Annotated in this window: 18 protein-coding genes, 1 tRNA gene and 1 pseudogene; 15 read left to right on the top strand and 5 right to left on the bottom strand. The window is 63.5% G+C overall.

Translation table 11 applies throughout. The features are described 5' to 3' along the window. Window positions 1–106 precede the first annotated feature (106 nt). The 9 genes from YU9_RS0108670 to YU9_RS48915 all read left to right on the top strand — a co-directional run bounded on the left by YU9_RS0108670 (window position 107) and on the right by YU9_RS48915 (window position 9,676). Entirely contained in the window at window positions 107–1,291 is a 1,185-nt protein-coding gene (locus tag YU9_RS0108670) for a substrate-binding domain-containing protein (RefSeq protein ID WP_027572446.1), read from the top strand. A gap of 170 nt (window positions 1,292–1,461) precedes the next feature. Continuing rightward, window positions 1,462–2,226, top strand: a complete 765-nt coding sequence (locus tag YU9_RS0108665; RefSeq protein ID WP_027572445.1) for an ABC transporter ATP-binding protein — start codon at window positions 1,462–1,464, stop codon at window positions 2,224–2,226. Then, a complete protein-coding gene (locus tag YU9_RS0108660) occupies window positions 2,223–2,945 on the top strand; it encodes an ABC transporter ATP-binding protein (protein ID WP_027572444.1) in 723 nt (240 codons plus the stop codon). Before YU9_RS0108665 ends, YU9_RS0108660 begins: the two co-directional genes overlap by 4 nt. Beyond that, window positions 2,942–3,952, top strand: a complete 1,011-nt coding sequence (locus tag YU9_RS0108655) for a branched-chain amino acid ABC transporter permease (protein WP_027572443.1) — start codon at window positions 2,942–2,944, stop codon at window positions 3,950–3,952. Before YU9_RS0108660 ends, YU9_RS0108655 begins: the two co-directional genes overlap by 4 nt. After that, window positions 3,949–5,034, top strand: coding sequence for a branched-chain amino acid ABC transporter permease (locus YU9_RS0108650; RefSeq protein ID WP_198028216.1), 1,086 nt, complete (start codon window positions 3,949–3,951; stop codon window positions 5,032–5,034). The genes YU9_RS0108655 and YU9_RS0108650 overlap by 4 nt, the downstream gene beginning before the upstream one ends. A gap of 171 nt (window positions 5,035–5,205) precedes the next feature. After that, window positions 5,206–8,328, top strand: coding sequence for an EAL domain-containing protein (locus tag YU9_RS0108645; protein ID WP_027572441.1), 3,123 nt, complete (start codon window positions 5,206–5,208; stop codon window positions 8,326–8,328). Beyond that, entirely contained in the window at window positions 8,328–9,371 is a 1,044-nt protein-coding gene (locus YU9_RS0108640) for a diguanylate cyclase (RefSeq protein WP_027572440.1), read from the top strand. The genes YU9_RS0108645 and YU9_RS0108640 overlap by 1 nt, the downstream gene beginning before the upstream one ends. A gap of 61 nt (window positions 9,372–9,432) precedes the next feature. Further along, window positions 9,433–9,509: transfer RNA gene (locus tag YU9_RS0108635), tRNA-Arg, on the top strand. Window positions 9,510–9,526: 17 nt separating this feature from the next. After that, a complete protein-coding gene (locus YU9_RS48915; protein WP_198028218.1) occupies window positions 9,527–9,676 on the top strand; it encodes a hypothetical protein in 150 nt (49 codons plus the stop codon). Here the strand turns inward: YU9_RS48915 and YU9_RS45555 are convergent. After that, entirely contained in the window at window positions 9,612–9,842 is a 231-nt protein-coding gene (locus YU9_RS45555) for a BrnA antitoxin family protein (RefSeq protein ID WP_245266330.1), read from the bottom strand. The two genes, YU9_RS48915 and YU9_RS45555, sit on opposite strands and share 65 nt — an antisense overlap. A 351-nt stretch (window positions 9,843–10,193) precedes the next feature. Between YU9_RS45555 and YU9_RS0108625 the strand changes: the two genes are divergently transcribed. Further along, window positions 10,194–12,362: an acyltransferase family protein gene (locus tag YU9_RS0108625; protein WP_084298929.1), complete on the top strand. Its 2,169-nt coding sequence runs from the start codon at window positions 10,194–10,196 to the stop codon at window positions 12,360–12,362. Window positions 12,363–12,395: 33 nt separating this feature from the next. Beyond that, window positions 12,396–13,137 (top strand): annotated as a pseudogene (locus YU9_RS51020) (substrate binding domain-containing protein). A gap of 62 nt (window positions 13,138–13,199) precedes the next feature. On the opposite strand, the gene YU9_RS0108615 reads toward YU9_RS51020, so the two are convergent. Next, the gene (locus tag YU9_RS0108615) at window positions 13,200–13,409 is read right to left on the bottom strand and encodes a hypothetical protein (RefSeq protein WP_027572437.1); all 210 of its coding nucleotides are present in this window, start codon (window positions 13,407–13,409) and stop codon (window positions 13,200–13,202) included. Between the two features lie 130 nt (window positions 13,410–13,539). Between YU9_RS0108615 and dinB the strand changes: the two genes are divergently transcribed. The 3 genes from dinB (at window position 13,540) to YU9_RS41160 (ending at window position 18,065) form a co-directional block, all read left to right on the top strand. Beyond that, a complete protein-coding gene (gene dinB / locus YU9_RS0108610) occupies window positions 13,540–14,640 on the top strand; it encodes a DNA polymerase IV (protein WP_027572436.1) in 1,101 nt (366 codons plus the stop codon). 105 nt (window positions 14,641–14,745) lie between these two features. Further along, window positions 14,746–16,191 (top strand): sensor histidine kinase, encoded by a 1,446-nt coding sequence (locus YU9_RS41165; RefSeq protein ID WP_051380365.1) that lies wholly within the window; start codon window positions 14,746–14,748, stop codon window positions 16,189–16,191. Between the two features lie 416 nt (window positions 16,192–16,607). Then, the gene (locus YU9_RS41160; protein WP_051380366.1) at window positions 16,608–18,065 is read left to right on the top strand and encodes a lipopolysaccharide biosynthesis protein; all 1,458 of its coding nucleotides are present in this window, start codon (window positions 16,608–16,610) and stop codon (window positions 18,063–18,065) included. A gap of 129 nt (window positions 18,066–18,194) precedes the next feature. Here the strand turns inward: YU9_RS41160 and YU9_RS0108590 are convergent, their stop codons facing one another. Both YU9_RS0108590 and YU9_RS0108585 read right to left on the bottom strand, forming a co-directional pair. After that, window positions 18,195–18,488 carry a hypothetical protein gene (locus YU9_RS0108590; RefSeq protein ID WP_027572492.1) on the bottom strand — a complete coding sequence of 98 codons (294 nt, stop codon included), beginning with the start codon at window positions 18,486–18,488 and terminating at the stop codon, window positions 18,195–18,197. A 212-nt stretch (window positions 18,489–18,700) separates the two neighbouring features. Then, window positions 18,701–19,384 carry a DNA-3-methyladenine glycosylase I gene (locus tag YU9_RS0108585; protein ID WP_027572435.1) on the bottom strand — a complete coding sequence of 228 codons (684 nt, stop codon included), beginning with the start codon at window positions 19,382–19,384 and terminating at the stop codon, window positions 18,701–18,703. 158 nt (window positions 19,385–19,542) lie between these two features. Here YU9_RS0108585 and YU9_RS0108580 point away from each other — a divergent pair, with 158 nt between their 5' ends. Further along, window positions 19,543–20,370, top strand: a complete 828-nt coding sequence (locus YU9_RS0108580; protein ID WP_027572434.1) for a metallophosphoesterase — start codon at window positions 19,543–19,545, stop codon at window positions 20,368–20,370. Here YU9_RS0108580 and YU9_RS0108575 read toward each other — a convergent pair. Beyond that, window positions 20,309–20,794, bottom strand: coding sequence for a Crp/Fnr family transcriptional regulator (locus tag YU9_RS0108575; protein ID WP_027572433.1), 486 nt, complete (start codon window positions 20,792–20,794; stop codon window positions 20,309–20,311). The genes YU9_RS0108580 and YU9_RS0108575 overlap by 62 nt on opposite strands. Window positions 20,795–20,849: the final 55 nt, after the last annotated feature.

Below are 20,849 nucleotides of genomic sequence, written 5' to 3'. Positions count from 1 at the left end.
TGCATGTTCGAAAGGCCGACATGTTCAGGCGGAAGGTTCAATTGCAATGTTCGCAAGCTTGTGCAAATCGCTGTTGCCGAGAAACTTTGAATCAGGAGGGACCATCGTGCGTCGATCACTCATCATAACAACAACCATTCTCGCGCTCGCCGCGAGCACCTCCGCACGGGCCGACGATCTCAAGGTCGCGCTGATCTACGGCAAGACCGGCCCGCTCGAGGCCTACGCGAAGCAGACCGAGACCGGCCTGAAGATGGGTTTTGAATACGCCACCAAGGGCACGATGACGCTCGATGGCCGCAAGATCGTCGTCATCACCAAGGACGACCAGGGCAAGCCGGACCTTGCCAAGGCTGCACTCGCCGAAGCCTATCAGGACGACAAGGCCGATATCGCGATCGGCACGACCTCGTCGGCCGCTGCGCTCGCCATTCTTCCGGTCGCCGAGGAGAACAAGAAGATCCTGATCGTCGAGCCCGCGGTCGCGGACCAGATTACCGGCGAGAAGTGGAATCGCTACATCTTCCGCACTGCGCGCAATTCCTCGCAGGACGCGATCTCCAACGCGGTCGCGATCGGCAAGCAGGGCGTCACCGTGGCGACGCTGGCGCAGGACTATGCCTTCGGCCGCGACGGCGTCGCCGCCTTCAAGGAGGCACTCGCCAAGACCGGCGCGACGCTCGCGGCCGAAGAATATGCCCCGACCTCGACCACCGACTTCACCGCAGTCGGCCAGCGCCTGTTCGACGCGCTGAAGGACAAGCCGGGCCGCAAGGTGATCTGGGTGATCTGGGCCGGCGCCGGCAATCCGCTGGCCAAGCTCCAGGACATGGATCCGAAGCGCTACGGCATCGAGCTCTCCACCGGCGGCAACATCCTGCCGGCGCTCGCCGCCTATAAGGGCCTGCCCGGCATGGAAGGCGCGACCTATTACTTCTATGAGATCCCGAAGAACCCGGTGAACGACTGGCTGGTCGCCGAGCATCAGAAGCGCTTCAACGCGCCGCCGGACTTCTTCACCGCGGGCGGCTTTGCCGCCGCGATGTCCGTCGTCGCCGCCGTCACCAAGGCGAAGTCGACCGACACCGAGAAGCTGATCACGGCGATGGAGGGCCTGGAGTTCGACACGCCGAAGGGCAAGATGGTGTTCCGGAAAGAAGACCATCAGGCGCTGCAGAGCATGTATCACTTCAAGGTCAAGGTCGATCCGAACGTCGCCTGGGCCGTGCTCGAGCCGGTGCGCGAGCTGAAGATCGAGGACATGGACGTTCCCGTCAAGAACAAGCGGTGATCTTTCTTGCTTCACCTCCCCCGCTTGCGGGAGAGGCCGGGAGAGGGCTCTTTCCTCTTGGGGGCTCTCGCCTGCGGTGACACCCTCTCCCCACCCCTCCCCCGCAAGCGGGGGAGGGAGCCCACTGTGATCGTGGATAGATCTTCATCCAAATCCGATCGAAATTTCTCATGCCCCTCACCCTCGAAACCCGCGACCTCACCATCCGCTTCGGCGGTCATATCGCGGTCAACAACGTCTCCTGCACGTTTCGCCCGGGCGAGCTCACCGCCATCGTCGGGCCGAACGGCGCCGGCAAGACCACCTATTTCAATTTGATCTCGGGCCAGCTGCGCGCCTCACACGGCAGCATCCTGTTTGACGGCACCGACATCACCCAGCATTCCGCGCCGCTGCGCACGCGCGCAGGCCTCGGGCGCGCCTTCCAGCTCACCAACCTGTTCCCGAATCTCACCGTGGAAGAAAACGTCCGCCTCGCGGTGCAGGCCGCCAGCGGCACCCATTACGACATGCTGCGGCCCTGGATGGTGCGCCGCGACCTGATCGCGCGCGCCGACGCCATCCTCGACCAGGTCGCGCTCGGCAATCGCCGCGGCGTCGCCGCCACCGCGCTGTCCCATGGCGACCAGCGCAAGCTCGAGGTGGCGCTGATGATCGCGCTGGAGCCAAAAGTCTTCATGTTCGACGAGCCCACCGCCGGCATGAGCATCGACGAGGTGCCGGTCGTTCTGAACCTCATCGCGCAGCTCAAGCAGGACAGGAGCAAGATCATCCTGCTGGTCGAGCACAAGATGGACGTGGTGCGCTCGCTCGCCGACCGCATCATCGTGCTGCACAACGGACAACTTGTTGCAGATGGACCGCCGGCCGAGGTGATCGCCTCGCCGATCGTGCAGGAAGCCTATCTCGGCGTCGCACCGAAGAGTGCCGCATGACCGATCTCTTGAAACTCTCCGGCGTGCACACCCATATCGGGCGCTATCACATCCTCCAGGGCATCGATCTCGCCGTCCCACAAGGGCAGGTGACGATGCTGCTCGGCCGCAACGGCGCCGGCAAGACCACGACGCTGCGCACCATCATGGGCCTATGGCAGGCCTCGAAGGGCGAGATCACCCTCGCCGGCGAGCGCATCGAGAGCCTTGCGACGCCCGACATCGCAAGGCGCGGCGTCGGTTACGTGCCGGAGAGCATGGCGGTGTTCTCCGATCTGACAGTCAAGGAAAACCTGGTGCTCGCAGCCCGCGACGGGCCGCTCGACGACACCCAGCTCGACTGGATCTTCGGCTTCTTTCCGGCGCTGCGCCGCTTCTGGCTGTCGCGCGCGGGAAGCCTGTCGGGCGGGCAGAAGCAGATGCTGTCGATTGCGCGCGCCATCATCGAGCCGCGCAAGCTGCTCTTGATCGACGAGCCGACCAAGGGCCTCGCGCCCGCCATCGTGATGGCGCTGATCGAGTGCCTGAAGGAGATCAAGCGCAAGGGCGCAACGATCCTGCTGGTCGAACAGAACTTCTTTGCCGCCCGCGAGCTCGGCGACACCGTACTCGTCATGGACAACGGCACCATCGTTCATCGCGGCGAGATGGCGGCGCTCGCCGCCGACGTGCCGCTGCAGGAGCGGCTGCTCGGCCTGAGCCTGGAGGCGCATCAGTGACAGACCTTGCCGCAACCGATCCGCTGCCGAAGCCGAAGCGCGATCTCGCGCCGATCCTGCTGCCGGTCGCCCTCGCCCTTCTGATGATCCCGTTGATCGGATCGACCTCATCCTGGCTGACGCTGACCGCCGCGAGCCTTGCCATGGGCATGATGATCTTCATCATGGCCTCGGGCCTCACGCTGGTGTTCGGCCTGATGGACGTGCTCAATTTCGGCCACGGCGCCTTCATCGCCGTCGGCGCCTATGTCGCCACCTTGGTGCTGGCGCCGTTTGCGGCGTCCATCCAGGCGGACTCGCTGTGGATGAACCTCGCCGTGCTGGGCCCGGCCGCGCTGCTGTCGATGGCGGTCTCGGGCGCGCTCGGCCTCGTCGTCGAGCGGGTGCTGATTCTGCCGGTCTACGGCCAGCATCTGAAGCAGATCCTGATGACGACCGGCGGCCTGATCGTCGCCGAGCAGACGCTCTATGCGCTGTGGGGACCGCAGATCATCCCGATGCCGTTGCCGACCTCGCTACGCGGCTCCTTCATTCTCGGCGACGTCGCGATCGCCAAATACCGCGTACTGGCGATGCTGATCGGGCTCGCCGTCTTCATCGCGATCCAGCTCGTGCTCAACCGCACCAAGCTCGGCCTCCTCATCCGCGCCGGTGTCGAGAACCGCGAGATGGTGGAAGCGCTCGGCTACCGCATCCGCCGCCTGTTCCTCGGCGTGTTCATGACGGGATCGGCGCTGGCCGGCCTCGGCGGCGTGATGTGGGCGCTCTATCGCGAGCAGGTGCACGCCTCCATGAGCGACGACCTCACCGTCCTGATCTTCATCGTCGTCATCATCGGCGGCCTGGGATCGATCGGCGGCTGCTTCATCGGCGCGATTCTCGTCGCCATGGTCGCCAATTACGGCGGCTTCCTGGTGCCAAAACTCGCCCTCGTCTCCAACATCCTGCTGATGGTCGCCGTTCTGATGTGGCGGCCGCGCGGCCTCTATGCGGTGACCAGCCGATGATGATCCTCTCAGGCGATCCGCCGAAGAGCCGCGTGCTCACGCTTCTTCTCGTCGTCATCATCCTGGCACTGGCGGCAACGCCGTTCCTGTTTCCGGGTGCCAAGGCGCTGAACGTCGCGGCCAAGATCTGCGTCTTTGCCGCGCTGGTCGCCTCCTACGACCTGCTGCTCGGCTACACCGGCTCGGTGTCGTTCGCCCACACCATGTTCTACGGCATCGGCAGCTACGCCATCGCGATCGCGCTGTACGGGATGGGCCCGAACTGGGCCGCGGTCGCCACCGCTATCGTCACCGGCCTGCCGCTCGCCGCGCTGCTTGCGCTCGCGATCGGGCTGTTCTCGCTGAGGGTTGCCGCGATCTTCTTTGCCATGATCACGCTGGCCGTGGCGTCAGCGTTCCAGGTGCTGGCCTCGCAGCTGTCCTGGCTGACCGGCGGCGAGGACGGTCGCAGCTTTCAGCTGCCGGAGCTGCTGCGCCCCGGCACGGTGCTGATCTCCAAGAGCCTGTTCGGCTTCGAGGTCAACGGCCGCATCTTCACCTACTACCTGGTGCTCGCCATCTCGGCCCTGATGATCCTCGCTTTGCTGCGCGTCGTGAACTCGCCGTTCGGGCGCGTGCTGCAGGCGATCCGCGAGAACCGGTTTCGCGCCGAGGCGCTCGGTTTCCGCACCGTTTTCCACCTGACCTACGCCAACTGCCTTGCTGCGCTCGTCGCCGCGAGCGCCGGCATTTTGAACGCGCTGTGGCTGCGCTATGCCGGTCCGGACACCTCGCTCAGCTTCTCGATCATGCTGGACATCCTGCTGATGGTCGTGATCGGCGGCATGGGCACGATCTACGGCGCGATCATCGGCGCCACCATCTTCATCCTCGCCCAGAACTATTTGCAGTCGCTGATGGGTGTCGCCTCCCAGGCGGCGGGCGAATCCGGCCTGCCGCTGCTGCCGGGGCTGTTGCATCCCGACCGCTGGCTGCTGTGGCTCGGGCTGCTCTTCATCGCCAGCGTCTACTTCTTCCCGACCGGCGTGGTCGGACGACTGCGGAAGGCCGGCGGCGGCAAGAGTGCGGGCGGCACGCACTAAGCCGGCATTCATGATGCAGAGCAGCGATTGCGCGCGCCGCGCAACCGCAACGAGATTCCCGCTTCGCGGCCTACGGACGCGACCACGCGACCGGGTTAATGCTTAGGTAACTGGTTTTCCTAAGGTTTGCGCCATTTCTGCGATGTATTCCTGTTCCACCAGGGAGGGGGAATGCGCCAGGTCTATTCCACGGTTGCAGCCGGAATATCTTTAGCCGCGAGGAACGGCTGGGAGGTCTTAGCGCGGCGTGGTCCTGTGCTGTGGCTGACCCTGTGCGGCGTGTTGCTGGTCGCGGGCATTTTCATCGTCACGGCCGTGGCCGTCGGCGAGTTTCGCGAGCGGGCCCTCGTCAACCGCGAACGCGAGCTGGAAAATACGGTGCAGCTGATCGCGCGGCACTTCGATCAGCAATTCCAGGATTCCGACATCGTCGCCGCCGATGTGATCGGGCAGATGAACCTGCCTGACATCACCTCGCCCGCAATGTTCCGCGAACGCATGTCCGGACCTGCGATGAACCAGATGCTGCGCAGCAGGATCGGCTCCGTGTCCTATCTCGGTGACATCGCGATCTATGATGCCGACGGCGAGCTGATCAACTGGTCGCGGGCCCAACCCCTGCCCAAGATCAGCGTCTCCTCGCGCGCTTATTTCCAGACGTTCAAATCGAATCCAACGGCCGAGCCGGTCATCCTGGAATCGGTCCGCAGCTTCATCATCGACAAATGGACCACGATCGTCGCACGCCGGCTGACCGGCGCCGATGGCACCTTCCTCGGTGCGATGGTCCGGCGCATCGACCCGGACAGCTACCGCCAGTATTTCGCATCCGTCGCGCTTGCCGAGGGTACGGCGATCTCGCTGTTCGATCGCGAGGGCAAGATGCTGGCCCGCTATCCGCACGTCGAAGAATTGATCGGACGCAGTTTCAAGCACGCCCCGCTGATGCAAAAGGTGCTGACCAGGGGCGGTCAGCAGACGCTTCGCGTCAAGAGCCCGATCGACGGCGAGGACCGGCTGGGCTCGGCCGCGTCCCTGAATCATTTTCCCCTGATCATCGTCGCGACCAATACGATGTCGGCTGCGCTCGCGGACTGGCGGCAGCAGACCGGCGTCCTGGTCGCAACGGCAGGCTTCTCGGCAGCCGTGGTCGCGCTGATCCTCTATCTCATCATTCGGCAGATCAACCGGCAGAACCGCGAGGCCCAGGAGCGAATCGAATTGGAGCGGCAGCGGCTGGACACCGCCCTCAACAACATGTCCCAGGGGCTGATCCTGTACGATGCCGCCGGATACATCGTCATTTGCAATCGCCGCTACGCCGACATGTTCGGTCTGTCCCACGACGTCATCAAGCCCGGCTGCCACATTCACGAGGCGATGTACCATCGCAAGGAGCGTGGCGCGTTCGACGGCAACGTCGAGGAATTTTGCGCGGAGGTCATGCGGATCGTCGCCGAGGGCACGGTCTCCACGAGAACTCATCAGCTGGCCAACGGTCGCGCCTTCCATGTCATCAACACCCCGCTGGCGCAGGGCGGCTGGGTCGCCACGATCGAAGACATCACTGAGCGCCGCGACTTGGAGCAGGAGCGCGATCGCAACCACACCTTCCTCCGCGAGATCATCGATCATATCCCCTCGCAGATCACCGTGAAGGACGCGCGTACGCGGGAATATCTGCTGCTCAACGTCGTCGCCGAGCAGCTGTTCGGCCAGTCTCGTCAGGATGTCGTCGGCAAGACTGCTTTCGACATCTTCCCCGAAGGGCCCGCCGCCCACATCACCGAGGACGACAGCAGCGCGCTGAAATCGGCCAAGGGATTGTTCAAGGACGAGCACGCCTGGCACATGCCGGGCATGGGGCTGCGCTACATCACCTCGACCCGGATCGGCATCCGCGATGAAGCCGGCGAGCCGCGTTATCTCATCCATGTCATCGACGACGTCACCGAGCGGCGTCGCGCCGACGAGAAGATCGCGCATATGGCGCATTACGATGCGCTGACCGACCTGCCGAACCGGACCCTGTTCCGCGAGCAGATCGAACGCGAGCTGGCGAAGGTCGCCGACGGCTGCCAGTTCGCCCTGCTCTACATCGACGTCGACGAATTCAAGGGCATCAACGATTCGCTCGGCCACCATGTCGGCGACGAGCTGCTGAAAGCGATTGCGGGCCGCTTGCGCGGCTGCCTCAAGCAGGGCGACCTGATCGCGCGGCTCGGCGGCGACGAGTTTGCGGTGATCCAGACCGGGATCGGATCGTCCGCCGACGTGCTGTCCTTCGTGACGCGGATCTACCAGGCGATACGACAACCCTATCATTGCCTCGGCCATCAGCTCTCGACCGATGCCAGCATCGGGATCGCGCTGGCGCCGCAGGACGGCACCGATCTCGACCAGCTGATCAAGAACGCCGACCTCGCGATGTACGGCGCCAAGGCCGAGGGGCGCCGCACCCACCGCTTCTTCGAGCCGGAAATGGATGCGAGCGCCAAGGCACGCCTGAGCATGGAGCTGGATCTGCGGCAGGCCCTGGTGAATGGCGGCTTCGAGATTCACTATCAGCCGCTGGTCGACCTGCGCACCAGTGAAGTGTCGGGCTGCGAGGCGCTGCTGCGCTGGCGGCATCCCGAGCGCGGCATGGTGTCGCCGACGGAGTTCATTCCGGTCGCCGAGGACACCGGCTTGATCACCGAGCTCGGCGATTGGGTGCTGCGCATGGCCTGCAACGAGGCCGCGACCTGGCCGGCGCATGTCCGTGTCGCGGTCAACGTCTCGCCGGTGCAACTCAAATGCGACACGCTGGCGCTGCGGATTGCGGGCGCGCTCGCCGCCTCCGGGCTGGACCCGCGCCGGCTCGAGCTCGAGATCACCGAGGCCGTGCTGATCCGCGACGACGAGGCGGCGCTCTCGATCCTGCATCAGCTGCGCTCGATCGGTGTGCGCATCGCGCTCGACGATTTCGGCACCGGCTACTCCTCGCTGAGCTATCTGAAGCGCTTCCCGTTCGACAAGATCAAGATCGACCGCTGCTTTGTCGCCGACATCGCAGAGGCGAGCGGCGCGCCTGTCATCGTGCAGGCGGTGGTGAACATCGCCGCCGCCAGCAACATGACCACGGTCGCCGAGGGCGTCGAGACCGAGGCGCAGCGCGACATGCTGCGCGCGCTCGGCTGCACGCAGATGCAGGGCTATCTGTTCAGCGCGCCGAAGCCGGCCAGCGAAGTGCGAAAGCTGTTCGGTTCCGACGATGGCTTGCCCGGGACCTTGCCCGTGGCGGCGGTGGCCTGATGGCGAAGTCGCGCAAGAGCGTCGATGTCGCGGATTCCTACGCGGTGCGGCTGATGCAGCACCTGGTGGTGCCGACCTTCGTGATCGACCCGAAGCGCCGCGTCGTGATCTGGAACAGGGCCTGCGAGCGGCTGACCGGCGTCGCCGCCTCCGAGGTGATCGGCACCAGCAACCACTGGCAGGCCTTCTACGAGACCAAGCGCCCATGCCTTGCCGACCTCGTCGCGCTCGACCGGCCGGAGCAACTGCCGGAATACTATTCGGAATATGCCGCGCGCGGCCATAACGGCCTCGGTTTTTCCGCAGAGAACTGGTGCGTGATGCCGAAGCTCGGCAACCAGCTCTATCTCGCCATCGACGCCGGCCCGATCCATGACGAGGCCGGCCAGCTGATCGCGGTGGTGGAGACGCTGCGCGACCTCACCGACCAGAAGCGCGCCGAGATGGCGCTGAAGGAGCTTGCCACCAAGGACGGTCTGACCGGCCTGTCGAACCGCCGCGCCTTCGACCAGATGCTGATGAGCGAATGGGCCCGCGCCCAGCGCACACAGAAGCCGCTGGCGCTGCTGTTCGTCGACGTCGACCATTTCAAGCTGTTCAACGACCGCCACGGCCATCAGAGCGGCGACGAATGCCTGCGCGCGGTCGCTGCCGCCGTCAGCCGGCATGCCGTGCGCCCACTCGACCTCGCCAGCCGCTATGGCGGCGAGGAGTTCGCGCTGATCCTGCCGGACATGGATTGCGACACCGCCTGCATCGTCGCCGAGGAGATCCGTAGCGCCGTCATGGCCTTGCAGATCGCCCATGGCGCCACGGGTGCCGGCGACCACGTCACCCTCAGCGTCGGCGTCGCAAGCCAGATTCCCAGTGGCGCCGATGGCAGCCCCGACCGGCTGCTGGGTGCGGCCGACGAGGCGCTCTATGTCGCCAAACGGCTCGGCCGCAATCGCGTCATCTGTGCCGAGCGCGTATTGGCCGAATTCGCCGCCCTTGGCCGGGAAGCCGCAGCGGTTCCGGCTCCTTTTCGGCGCAAATCAGCTTAAGCTCGATGCCGCGAGAAGCGGTTGCCCGCTCCGCGCCAATCGGCTAAATGAACCTCGACTAGCACCCGTAGCTCAGCTGGATAGAGCGTTGCCCTCCGAAGGCAAAGGTCACACGTTCGAATCGTGTCGGGTGCGCCATTTTATGATTTTGCACGATGCAGTGCGATTTCGCCGGCGTCGACCATACGAACAAGGCCGATCGTCACACGTTCGTGCAAGAATGCGGCTTCACGATGCGAACTAAGCTCTGGATCGCCGAGTTCGTCTTGCCTGCCCCTGCACGTATTCGCGCAGCGCTCGATTGATCCGCGTCTGATAACCCTCATTGGATGCCGTGTGGCTCTTGAACCAGGCAACGACATCGGCATCGAGTCGAAGAGTTAGTTGCTGTTTGACGGGTCGATAAGAAAGGCCGCGCTTGGGCCCCGGACCAGTCGCCGAGCTCCGGCGCGTCTGATGTATCGATGGCATCATCGGGGAGTGCCGCGAGCAACTTCAGTTCGGCTCGCTGCTCGGCCGTCAACCGCTTAGAAGTTCCTTTCTTCATAGGCTCTCCTTTCGTGTGCTGTGGCCTTGCGCGCACTGATGATGCGACCGACCTGCTCGCCTCCGGTTTCCCCCGGGCCACGTATGGACGACCAGCAGCAACACCGGCCCAACGAGCCCGATAGTGTGCCAGCGGTCGGCGTCCGGGTGTGGGTCCGGTCTTGACGCGTGGAGCGGATCGTCAAACACAAGCACCGCGGTTTCGTGCTTCTGCTCCCGTATTCTCCGCCGATAAGCGTAGCGAAAGATCGAAGGCCGGCGCCGCAGCAGCGTCGGATGGGTTGCCCTTCTTATCGGGCATGGCCTGACCAGGGACGAGCGCAATCGGACGTCGGGAGAGCTCAGCCCGTTCTGTGGTTGAGGAACGCATCCCGGCACGCTAAAGGCGAGCGGGGCGCGCGCGGATCTGCCGTCGAACGATCCAGCGCCAACGGAATCAGCATGCACTTGGTCACAAAGCTATCCCATCGACGCGACATTGACGGGCTCCGGGCGGTCGCCGTCTTGAGCGTATTCTTCTACCACTTGGACGTTCCGCCGTTCGGCGGCGGCTTTGTCGGGGTCGACCTGTTCTTCGTCGTGTCGGGCTATCTGATCTCGCGGATCATTCTCAGCGAGGCTGACCGCGGCGAATTTTCGATCCAGCGATTTTACGAGCGCCGCATCCGGCGCCTCTTTCCCGCAGCGATCGCCACAATCATCGGCACCCTGGCCATCGGCGCCCTCTGGTTCTCTCCCGGGCTTTTCAAGGGCCTGACGCAAGACATCGTGGCAACGCTGGGCTCGGTCTCGAACTTCTATTTCTGGCGGGGCAGCCACGCATATTTTGCGAGCTCGGCCGACCCGAGCCCCGTGCTGCATTTCTGGTCGCTGGCCGTCGAGGAGCAATTCTATCTCTTATGGCCCGTGTTCATCCTGCTAGGACGCAGATTGCTCGGCCGCGCGCTGCCCTTGCTCATTCTTGGCAGTGCAGTTCTTTCGTTTGGCGTAGCGCAGGCGACACTCGCAACCGACAGCTCGGGTGCTTTTTACCTGCCGACCTGCCGCGCCTTCGAATTTGCGATTGGATCGCTGGTCATCTTTGCGGAGCAGAGGCTGAACCTCTCGGCCGGGGAGCGCTCGCTGCTAGCTGCCGCCGGACTCGCGCTGATCGGTTACGCGGTCATCAGCTTCGATAGTGCGACCCCCTTCCCTGGCGCGAATGCCCTCTTCCCATGCCTGGGTGCAGCCTGCGTGATTTTGGCGGGCGACCGTCACGCCCTCTCGCCTCTCCTGGCCAATCCGCTGACTGCAAGGATTGGGCTAATCTCCTACTCGCTCTACCTCGTGCACTGGCCGCTGATCGTCTACGCAAGCTACATCATGGGCGATGACGCCAAGTCGGCTGTGGCGAAAGTGCTCACCGTCGCCCTCGCGATGACACTTGCCGAGCTCATGTATCAGCGGATCGAAAAGCCGTATCGCGCGGGCCGCTCGTCATTGCTGCGGGTTGCCGGCCCTGCGGCCGCGACGATCATCTCGCTCGCCGCCATTGCTTTTGTGGCCAATCGTCAGGATGGTTGGCCATGGCGGCTTCGCGCACAGGCTCGCGAGCTCGCCGAGCTGCAGCGGTTCGGATTCTGGCCGTGCGCCAGGAGCGCACAATCGAAGTGTGCTTTCGGTTCCTTGAGCGATCCCGTCGGCTTGCAACTGCTCGGCGACTCATTTGCCGAGCATTATGTCGCGGCGCTGGACCCCGTGGCAAAGCGCGCGGCTGTCCGGGGAGAGGCCTATACGGCCGAAGGTTGCCCGCTGCTCGTCGGCCTCGTGCGGACCGATTTCGACGGCTCGCAGGACTGCAAACGCCAGCGAGACTCCTACCTGGCCGCGATCAGGCAGAGCCAGAGCCCGATTGTGCTCAGTCAATCCTGGATGACTTACGGTGAGTCGATCCATAACGAGCTCGCGCCGGACGTCAAAGCTCCGGCGCTGCAGATCTGGCGAGCCGGCATCGAGAACACGATCCATGACCTGGGCGGCAACGGACGGCGCATCCTGATCATCGCGCCCGGGGTCGAGCCGGGCTGCCGCAGCTTGATGTCCCGCTTCGCACCGGGGCCGCTCTGGCATGCACCAAGCAAGGCCTGTCCTTCTGTGCCCCTCGATCGCGTGCATGGCGACAATCGCGAGTTCTATGCCATGCTCGAGGACATCCGGAGTCGCTATCCGAGCCAGCTCTTTATCCTCTATCCGGAACACTATTTATGCGGAGAAGCCGAGTGTCCGACCGCTGTGGGCGGGCTCTGGCTCTATTGGGACGTCAATCACCTCACCGTCGCAGGTGCGCAGCGAGTTGGCGACGGAGCCTCAAACCAGCTCCTTGAGTTCATCCGCGGCCAAGAAGGGGCTCCGCCTCATCCAAGCAATCGCGGCCGAGCCGAAGCCATCTCGACGGAACGGAACTGACGAGCGCCTCTCCTGGCGAATGACGCTCCGGCCGTGCGGCGTACAACCCGCAAGCTCCGCATCACGCCGGCGGGTCAGACCTATTTTGAACGGTGCCGCGTTGGGCTTCTCGAGATCGAGGCCGCCGAAGCTGCGATTTCGGCAGAGGCTGGAGGTCTGACCGGGTCGCTTCGGCTCACGGCGGCCGTCGATATCGCGCAAAGCCTGCTGCCGCCTATCATCAGCGGGTTTCGCGAGGCATTCCCGACGGTGCGCATAGAACTGATCGTCACCGACCGGGTTGTCGACATGATTGCAGAAGGCGTCGATCTCGCCATCCGCGTCGGTCCGTTACGAGATTCAAGTCTGGTGACGAGGTCTTTCGTAACGGGCCCATCGGGACTGTTCGCCAGCCAGCACTATCTCGACCGACGCGGCGTCCCCACTCACATCGATGATCTAAAGCATCACGACCTGATTGGATTCGGCAAGCCTTGGAGCTCATCCTTTACCCATGCTGATGGGAACGCGGAAGGTCAGCGTCGATTTGTCTGGCGACCTGACTTGCGACGATCTGCTGACGGTCAGAACCTTTGTCGCCATGGGGCTTGGGATCGGATTTGTGCCGGCCTTCTTCGCAGACCAGTTGCGGCTGGTGCGCGTCCTGCCAGCTCTTCGCTCGCCGCTGACCGGGCTCTTTTTCGCCTATCCTGCCCAGAAGTTCGTGGCATCGCGCGTCAAAAGGTTCATCAGCTTCGCTGCAGCCAATGTGAAGCGCCTGCACTTACATCCCTAGCCCTGGCGTCGCATTGGATCGAGCGGCCTCGCAATGTTGTTCCGCCGTATGCGCACCGGCGTCTACGTCAGCATCGAAATGATCGCCTGGACCTGATCAGAGGCGGACGCCACCAGTCCGTCATATGACGTCTGGCCGTGCGCGGCAGCCTTCAGGATGCATTCGGCGACGGCCGCTTTCAGACCGAACACCGGCTGATCGGCCGGCACGCTCGCCATCACGGTCTCCAGTGCCTGGCGCATCGTCTGAATGAGCTCCGAGCTGTATTGCATGGCCTGTCCTCCGTAGGCTCATATTAGATTGCGGGCCCCTGCTTGCCACTCACAAGCCTGAGATTGCGCTTTTGATAACTGCCCGGTCCATCACCTCGCACTTCTGCTTGCGCGATTGTATCATCTTGCCATGAGCGAATCCGACACGGTGCCTGACGCAGCCCGACCGGTGCGCAAGATCATCCATATCGACATGGATGCCTTCTATGCGTCGGTGGAGCAACGCGACAATCCGGAGCTGCGCGGCAAGCCGGTCGCGGTCGGAGGCTCCGCGGAACGTGGTGTCGTCGCCGCGGCCAGCTATGAGGCCCGCAAGTTCGGCGTTCGCTCGGCGATGCCGTCCGTGACCGCGAAGCGGCAGTGCCCCGATCTGATCTTCGTCAAGCCGCGGTTCGAGGTCTATAAGGCGATCAGTAGGCAGATTCGCGACATCTTCGCCGAGCACACGGCGATCATCGAGCCGCTGTCACTCGACGAGGCCTATCTCGACGTGACGGAGAACCTGCAAGGCATTCCGCTGGCGCGGGACATCGCGCTGAAGATCCGCGAGAAGATCAAGGCAGAAACGGGCCTCAACGCGTCGGCGGGCATCTCCTACAACAAGTTTCTGGCCAAGCTCGCTTCCGATCATCGCAAGCCCAATGGTCAATTCGTAATCTCGCCGGAGATGGGACCGGCTTTCGTCGAGACGCTGCCCGTCGGCAAGTTCCATGGCATCGGTCCGGCCACAGCTGCGAAGATGAATGCGCTCGGCCTGTTCACCGGCCGCGACATCCGTAACCAGACGCTCGAGTTCATGAATGCGACGTTCGGCAAGTCGGGCGCCTATTACTATTGGATATCACGCGGTGTGGACGAGCGGCCGGTGCGGGCCAACCGGATCCGCAAGTCGATCGGCGCGGCGAATACGTTCTCGATCGACCTCGACGCATTCGACGCGCTGGTCGCCGAGCTCAAACCTCTCGTCGACAAGGTCTGGCGCCATTGCGAGGCGACCGGCAACCGAGGCCGCACCGTTACGCTGAAGATCAAGTTCGCCGACTTTGAGATCATCACACGCAGCAGGTCCATCGCAGCGGCCGTTGCGGGCCGGGACGAGCTGGAGCGGCTGGCCTGCGGCCTGCTCGAAGCCGAGATGCCGCTGCCCAAGCGCGTCCGGCTGCTGGGGGTCTCGCTGTCGTCACTCCAGGTGGGGGACGATGCGGAGCCGCAGCTGACGTTGGGCATCTGAACGGGGTTGGAGGCCGCTTTAGCTGACGCGGCATCTTTTATCCGCGACGCGGCTTCAAACCTGTCGTAGAGACAGCAAGACACGGTTTTTCGCGATTGAGTTGGAATGCTTGCCTTGTTGATACGCCTCGGACTGCGCTTCGAAGACCGCATCGAAGAGCGCCGGTTTGTCGATCAATATGTCCGGGGCAGTCTCGGCTGGACGCAGATCGCGATGCTGCTCGGCGCGGCCACCTATGCCGGCTACACGCTCTGGGACTGGGTGCTCTACCCCGAAGTCCTGCCGACCACACTCGCAATCCGTGGTGGCACCGCCGTGTTTATCCTGCTTCCCCTGACGGCGCTGCTGTCACGTCGCTGGATGAAGCCATGGGCGGAGACGATCTTCCTCGTCTATTGCGTCATCCCCGGCTGCATCCTGCCGAGCATCTATCTCGTGCTGCCGTCGGGCTTCACCTTTGCCGCGCCCGGCATGATGATGATCATCCTGTTCGTCTCGACCATGCTGCCGTTGCGGATCGGCTCGCTGGCGATCTTCTGCCTGCTCTCGTGGGTGGCGCTGCTGATCGCCGAGTCGTTCGCGCCGACGATGCCGACGGGTCTCAGGTTCATCAACCATTCGCTCGTCGGCAACGCCTACGCATTATCGCTCTACGCCGTGGCTGCGCGCGAATACCGGGCGCGAAAACAATTCCGGACATCCGAGGCGCTGCAGCGGGAGAAAGAACGCTCGGAGAAATCGCTGCGCGATCTACGCGCGACCCAGGAGCACCTCGTGCAGGCGGAAAAGCTCGCCTCGCTCGGGCAATTGGTGGCAGGTGTCGCTCACGAGGTCAGCACCCCGCTCGGCCTCGCCTTGACGACCTCGACGGCCATGCAGGCTGACTTGCAAACAATGGCTGACGCATTGGGCGGAGCATCGGTGCGGCGCTCCGATCTGACCAAGAGCATTGACCGGCTCAAGCAGGGGCTCAGCCTGACCTTCGACAATTTGCACCGCGCATCCGAGATGGTGCACAGCTTCAGGCAGGTCGCCGTTCATCAAGCCGATGAGGACCGGCGCAGTTTCGAGCTCAGGGATTGGCTGTCGGAGTTGATGTCCAAGCTCGGGCCATTGCTGGCGCATCATGCCCTGACGGTCGAGGTCCACTGCCCGGCGGGAATCGAGCTCAACAGCTACCCCGGAGCGCTTGCTCAGGTGATCAGCAATCTCGCCCTCAACACTGCAGCGCATGCGTATCCTAATAAGAGAGGCGGCCGGTTTGTCATCACGGTGAGCCAACCGGACCCGAAATCGGTCCGCCTGGTCTGCGCCGATGAAGGCGTCGGAATCCCCGGGCCATTGCAGGCTCACATCTTCGATCCGTTCGTGACGACCAGTCGGGAGCGTGGCAACGCCGGGCTGGGGCTCCACATCGCGTTCAACTTGGTTGCCTCATCGCTCAACGGGCGCTTGCGACTCGAGAGCAAGGCGGGTCCGGGAACTCAAATCGCCATCGAGATTCCCGTTGAAGAACACGTTGCAAGAGAACCGCGAAGTCATGAAGTTTGACACTATTGCGAGCGGCTCTGTGTCGATCTTCGAGGCACTGTCTGACGTGAAGCTGACAGACCAGCCTCTTTTCAATTTCGACGCACTGCTTTGAGCAAGATGCATTCCATTGCTGTTCGTTCGAGCGCGATCGACGCAAAGTTTTTTTGCGAACGCAATTTGGTCGCGCCATTCAATTGACACGTACTGACGGATAGTCGTCGGCGTTTCGCGACGCTGCTCACGCGCGATAGCCTCGATGTCCCTCTCGCGCGGTGATCCGCGCATGAGGGCGTCCGGTTGATCGCACATGAATCAAGCGCGCATCGCATGAAATCGAAAAAATAAAGTGTCGTTTGATTCACCGTCTCGCTTTCGAACCGCGCCTGAAGTTTCGTTGTTCGCCGCTCGAGGAGCTGATCGTGACTCAATTCAACATGCGCTTGTCCGAGGACGAACAGTCCCGGAACGTACGGAAAGGTGCGCTCGCTGCGATCGTCACTCAGGTCGTGCGTGTTGCGACACAGACCGGATCTGTGATCCTGCTCTCACGGCTGCTGACGCCAGTCGACTTTGGTACTTATGCGATGGCTTCGCCGGTGCTCGCCTTCGCGGTGCTATTCCAGGATCTCGGTCTTGGACACGCGACCGTGCAGAAGGACGAGTTGACGCACAACGAACTGAGTGCGTTGTTCTGGGTGAACCTCTCGGTCGGCGCGCTGCTGGCGGTCACCCAGGTGGCGCTGTCACCACTTGTCGCCAGGTTCTACAGCGTGCCGAATCTCGCCCCACTGACATCCGGTATGAGCGTCACGTTGTTGCTCAGCGGCGCCGACGTTCAGCATCTGTCGTTGCTGACGCGCCAGATGAGATTCTGGACGCTGGCGGGCCTGGAATCCGCGGCCGCGCTGACTGGGTTACTGACCTCGGCCATGGTCGCGTACGTCTATCATAGCTATTGGGCCATCCTCGCCGGCAGCCTGACATCAGGTCTGGTGCTCGCGGGCGGCGCGTGGCTGAGTTCGGGATGGCTGCCGTCGAGGCCCGGCTCGATCAGGGCTGCACGCGACATGCTGAGCTTCGGGCTCGGCGTGACCGGCTACAACCTTGCCGAATTCCTATCCCGCAACACCGACGGGGTGCTGATCGGCAAGGTCTGGGGGGCTGCCTCGCTTGGCGCGTATAACCGCGCCTACCGGCTGCTGCTGTTTCCGCTTCAGCAAGTCAGCAATCCGATGGTGCGAATCATGCTGCCGACGCTGTCGGGCCTGCTGAAGGAGCCGGAGCGCTATCGGGATTCGTTCCGTCGCGCGGTGCTGCCGGCGCTCCTTCTCGTGTTGCCGGGCGTCGCCTTCATGATCGCGTCCGCCGACACGCTTGTCGAAACTCTGCTCGGCGGCCAATGGAGCGAGGCTGCGCCGATCTTCGTCGCCCTCAGCATCGCTGGTCTGCTGCAGACCAGCAACAGCCCCGCCAACTGGCTCTTCCTCAGCCAGGGCCGTACCAAGGAATACATGCGCTGGGGCCTGTTCAATGTTTCAACATCGATTCTCGCCTTCATATGCGGGCTGCCGTTCGGACCAGTCGGCGTCGCCAGCGCATATTCGATCAGCGAGTGCGTGCGCACGCCCATCCTGTGGTGGCTGATTGGGCGACGCGGCCCGGTACGTCATCGCGACCTCATGAAAGTGGTCGGGCCTCATCTCGCCGGAGCCTTCGCTTCCGTCGTGACGGTGCATCTGCTGCATCGCTGGCTGCTCGCGCGTTCGATCGGAGGTATCCCCGATTTGGCAGCCTGCTTCTGCCTTTCATATGCGGCCTCGCTCACGATCGTCGCGCTGTTTCCGGCCTGTCGCGGAGAAATGTGGCGCTACGCACGCATCCGTGGCGGATAGCACGACCGGCACGAAGCTCGTTGGAAGACAACGAAGCGACCAGGCATGGTAACGCTGTGCGTCACGGGAGCGATCCGCACTTCGCCGACCGTGACGCACGTGTCTCAAGACGTCCCGCTCGGGGGCCGCTCAATGCTTCATATGCTCGAACACCACGATCACGCCGGTGGGTTCGGGCTCATGCGCCATCAGGCGCGTCAGGTCGGAATCGCCCCAATCGGCGAGACTGACGACTTCGCCGCTCTGGCGGTCGGTACCAAGCGATCCCGTGGGCTCGAGGACCTTCAGGCCCATCTCGTCGACGAAGAAGGTGTGCTCGCCGAACATGCTGTTGAGCTGCGGCATCGCGGGATGTTCGTCGGGCAGCACCTGAGCGCCGAGCTGGTTGACGGTCTGCTTCACCTGTTCAGATGTGAGCTTCATGAGCTGCTCCGTTTCTGTATCCGGTTTCCTTGACCCAGGCGGGAGCATGCGTTCCCTGCGCCCTTGTCCGCCTGGCTCAATGTCCCGAACAGGCGCTGCGGACAAATGTTCCTGCAAAAATGTATTTCGTGATCGCGCGCGCCGTCCGCCGCGCTCGCGGCACAAGATCGCCACAGGATGCACACGATCTGGCGGTGGGCCGCGCTCTCGCGCTATTCGCCGTTCTCGCCGACCGAGAGCGCACAGATGCGCGACAGATAGGTATAGGGCAGGCCGGTTTCCTCGGCCCAGGCGTTGAACTGCGCCTGCACCTTGGCGAGATCGCCCTTCGACTTGACCTCTTCGGCGATGTCGAGACCGGCACCGCGCAGGCAAGTCACCACGTCCTTGGACGTCACGAAACCGTCCCAGCCGACGAAGCGCAGCAGCATCTGGCCGGTGTTGCCCCCTAACCGGCTGCCGCGCTTGGCGAGGAGATCGAGCAGGCCGATCTCATCGGACGACGGCCATTTCGCCAGAAACTTGCCGAAGCCGCCGTGCTCCTTCGCGATCTCCTGCACGAAGGCGGCGTTGTCCCGCACCGACATGATCTTGGCGCCGTTGCGCACGATGCGCGCGTCGCGCAGCAGGCCCTCCCAATAATCTTCGGGCTGGAAGATGAGCTTGGCGGGCTGGAAATGCAGGAAGGCGTCTTCAAAGCCGTCCCATTTCGAATCGATCACGCTCCAGGCAAAGCCGGCGCAGAACACCCGTTTGGTCATTTCGGCGAGAATACGGTCGTCGCTGAGCCTGGCCAGCCGCGTGAGGTCCGGCTTGGCCGGCATCAATTTTTCCAGCGCCTTAGGCCCGCCCTTGCGCTTCTCGGCGCGGGCACGAATGGTCTTGAACGGGGTCATACTGACATCCGCATTGAGGGTGCGCCACGACATCAGAATTCAATGAACCGGTCCAGCCCTGCGATGATGACGCGAAAGAACGACCATGCTGGTCCGCTTCTTGCTTCATGACGCCTGGAATTCCCAGACATTGTCGATCTCTCGCGGACGGTTCTCCAATGCGCTGCCTGGTCGTGGCCGACCTGCACTACTCGCTGCCTCAGCTCGACTGGCTGGTCAGCGCGGCGCCGCAATTCGACCTCGTGATCTTCGCCGGCGATGCGCTCGACATCGGCTCGATGGTGGATTTTCGCGCCCAGATCGTGGTGGTGAAGAAGTACCTCGCGCTGCTGGCCGCGCAGACCCGCGTGATCCTCTGCTCCGGCAATCACGACCTCGACGAGCGCAATGCGCAGGGCGAGAAGATTTCGCGCTGGATCTCGGAGGTGCGCGAGCTCGGCATTGTCTGCGACGGCGACAGCCTTAGCATCGGCGATACAATGTTCACGGTGTGCCCGTGGTGGGACGGCCCGCTGGTCAAGCAACGCCTCGTCGACCAGTTGCGCGATGCCGCGGCCAGCAGGCCGCAGCGCTGGATCTGGGCCCATCACGCACCGCCGGCAGATTCACCGACGAGCTGGGGCGGCAAGCGTTTCTTCGGCGACGTCGAGCTGGTGCAGTGGATCACGCAGTACCAGCCGTCGATGGTGATCTCGGGCCATGTGCATCAATCGCCCTTCATCACCAATGGATCGTGGTTCGATCGGCTGGGCCAGACCTGGGTCTTCAACACCGGCCTGCAACCCGGCCGTCCCCCGACCTACATCGTGCTCGACCTCGACGCGGGCAAGGCGTTCTGGCTTGCGGCCAGCGAGGCCCAGTGGATCGACCTCAATGCACCGCTGAAGCGCCCCGCCGCTGCCATCGAGGCGGCGCCCGACTGGCTCACATTCTTGGATCGGATCGCCGATCCGAGCCTGGCGAGACCTCAAGCGGCGGCAGGTTGATCATGCTCTGGAGCACCTCGCCGACCATGGCCAGATGCGTGCCGTGGCCGGCATATTGCCGTTTGAGATCGGCGAGGTAAGTGTTGGCGACATTGAGCCGCTGCGCCAGCATTTTTGCAATCAGCAAGGCCACGCCCGGCTCCTTCTCGAGGAACGAGGCCGCGTCCTCGAATTCGTAGACAACCGCGTCGGAGCAGGCCCGCACGGTTGCGGTGTGCGGCTGGCCCAGCAGCACGGACATTTCACCCAGCACTGCGCCGGGCTCGGAGACGGTGGCGACCACCATATCGCCCTTGAGCACCTCGAGCTTGCCTTGCATCAGCACGTAGAGATGGCCGGTGGTGCCACCCTCGGTGACGAGGGTCGTGCCGGCGGCAAGCTGCCGCTCGGTTCCGCCGGTGCAATAGTCCAGGACCGCGCGCATCGCAGAATGCTCCCATCGCTGCGGACACCCATCGCAGGAGACTAGAGCATGATCC

It is taken from the genome of Bradyrhizobium sp. WSM1743, from assembly GCF_000473065.1.
GTDB lineage: Bacteria > Pseudomonadota > Alphaproteobacteria > Rhizobiales > Xanthobacteraceae > Bradyrhizobium.
This window is presented reverse-complemented; position numbering and strand designations above follow the sequence as displayed.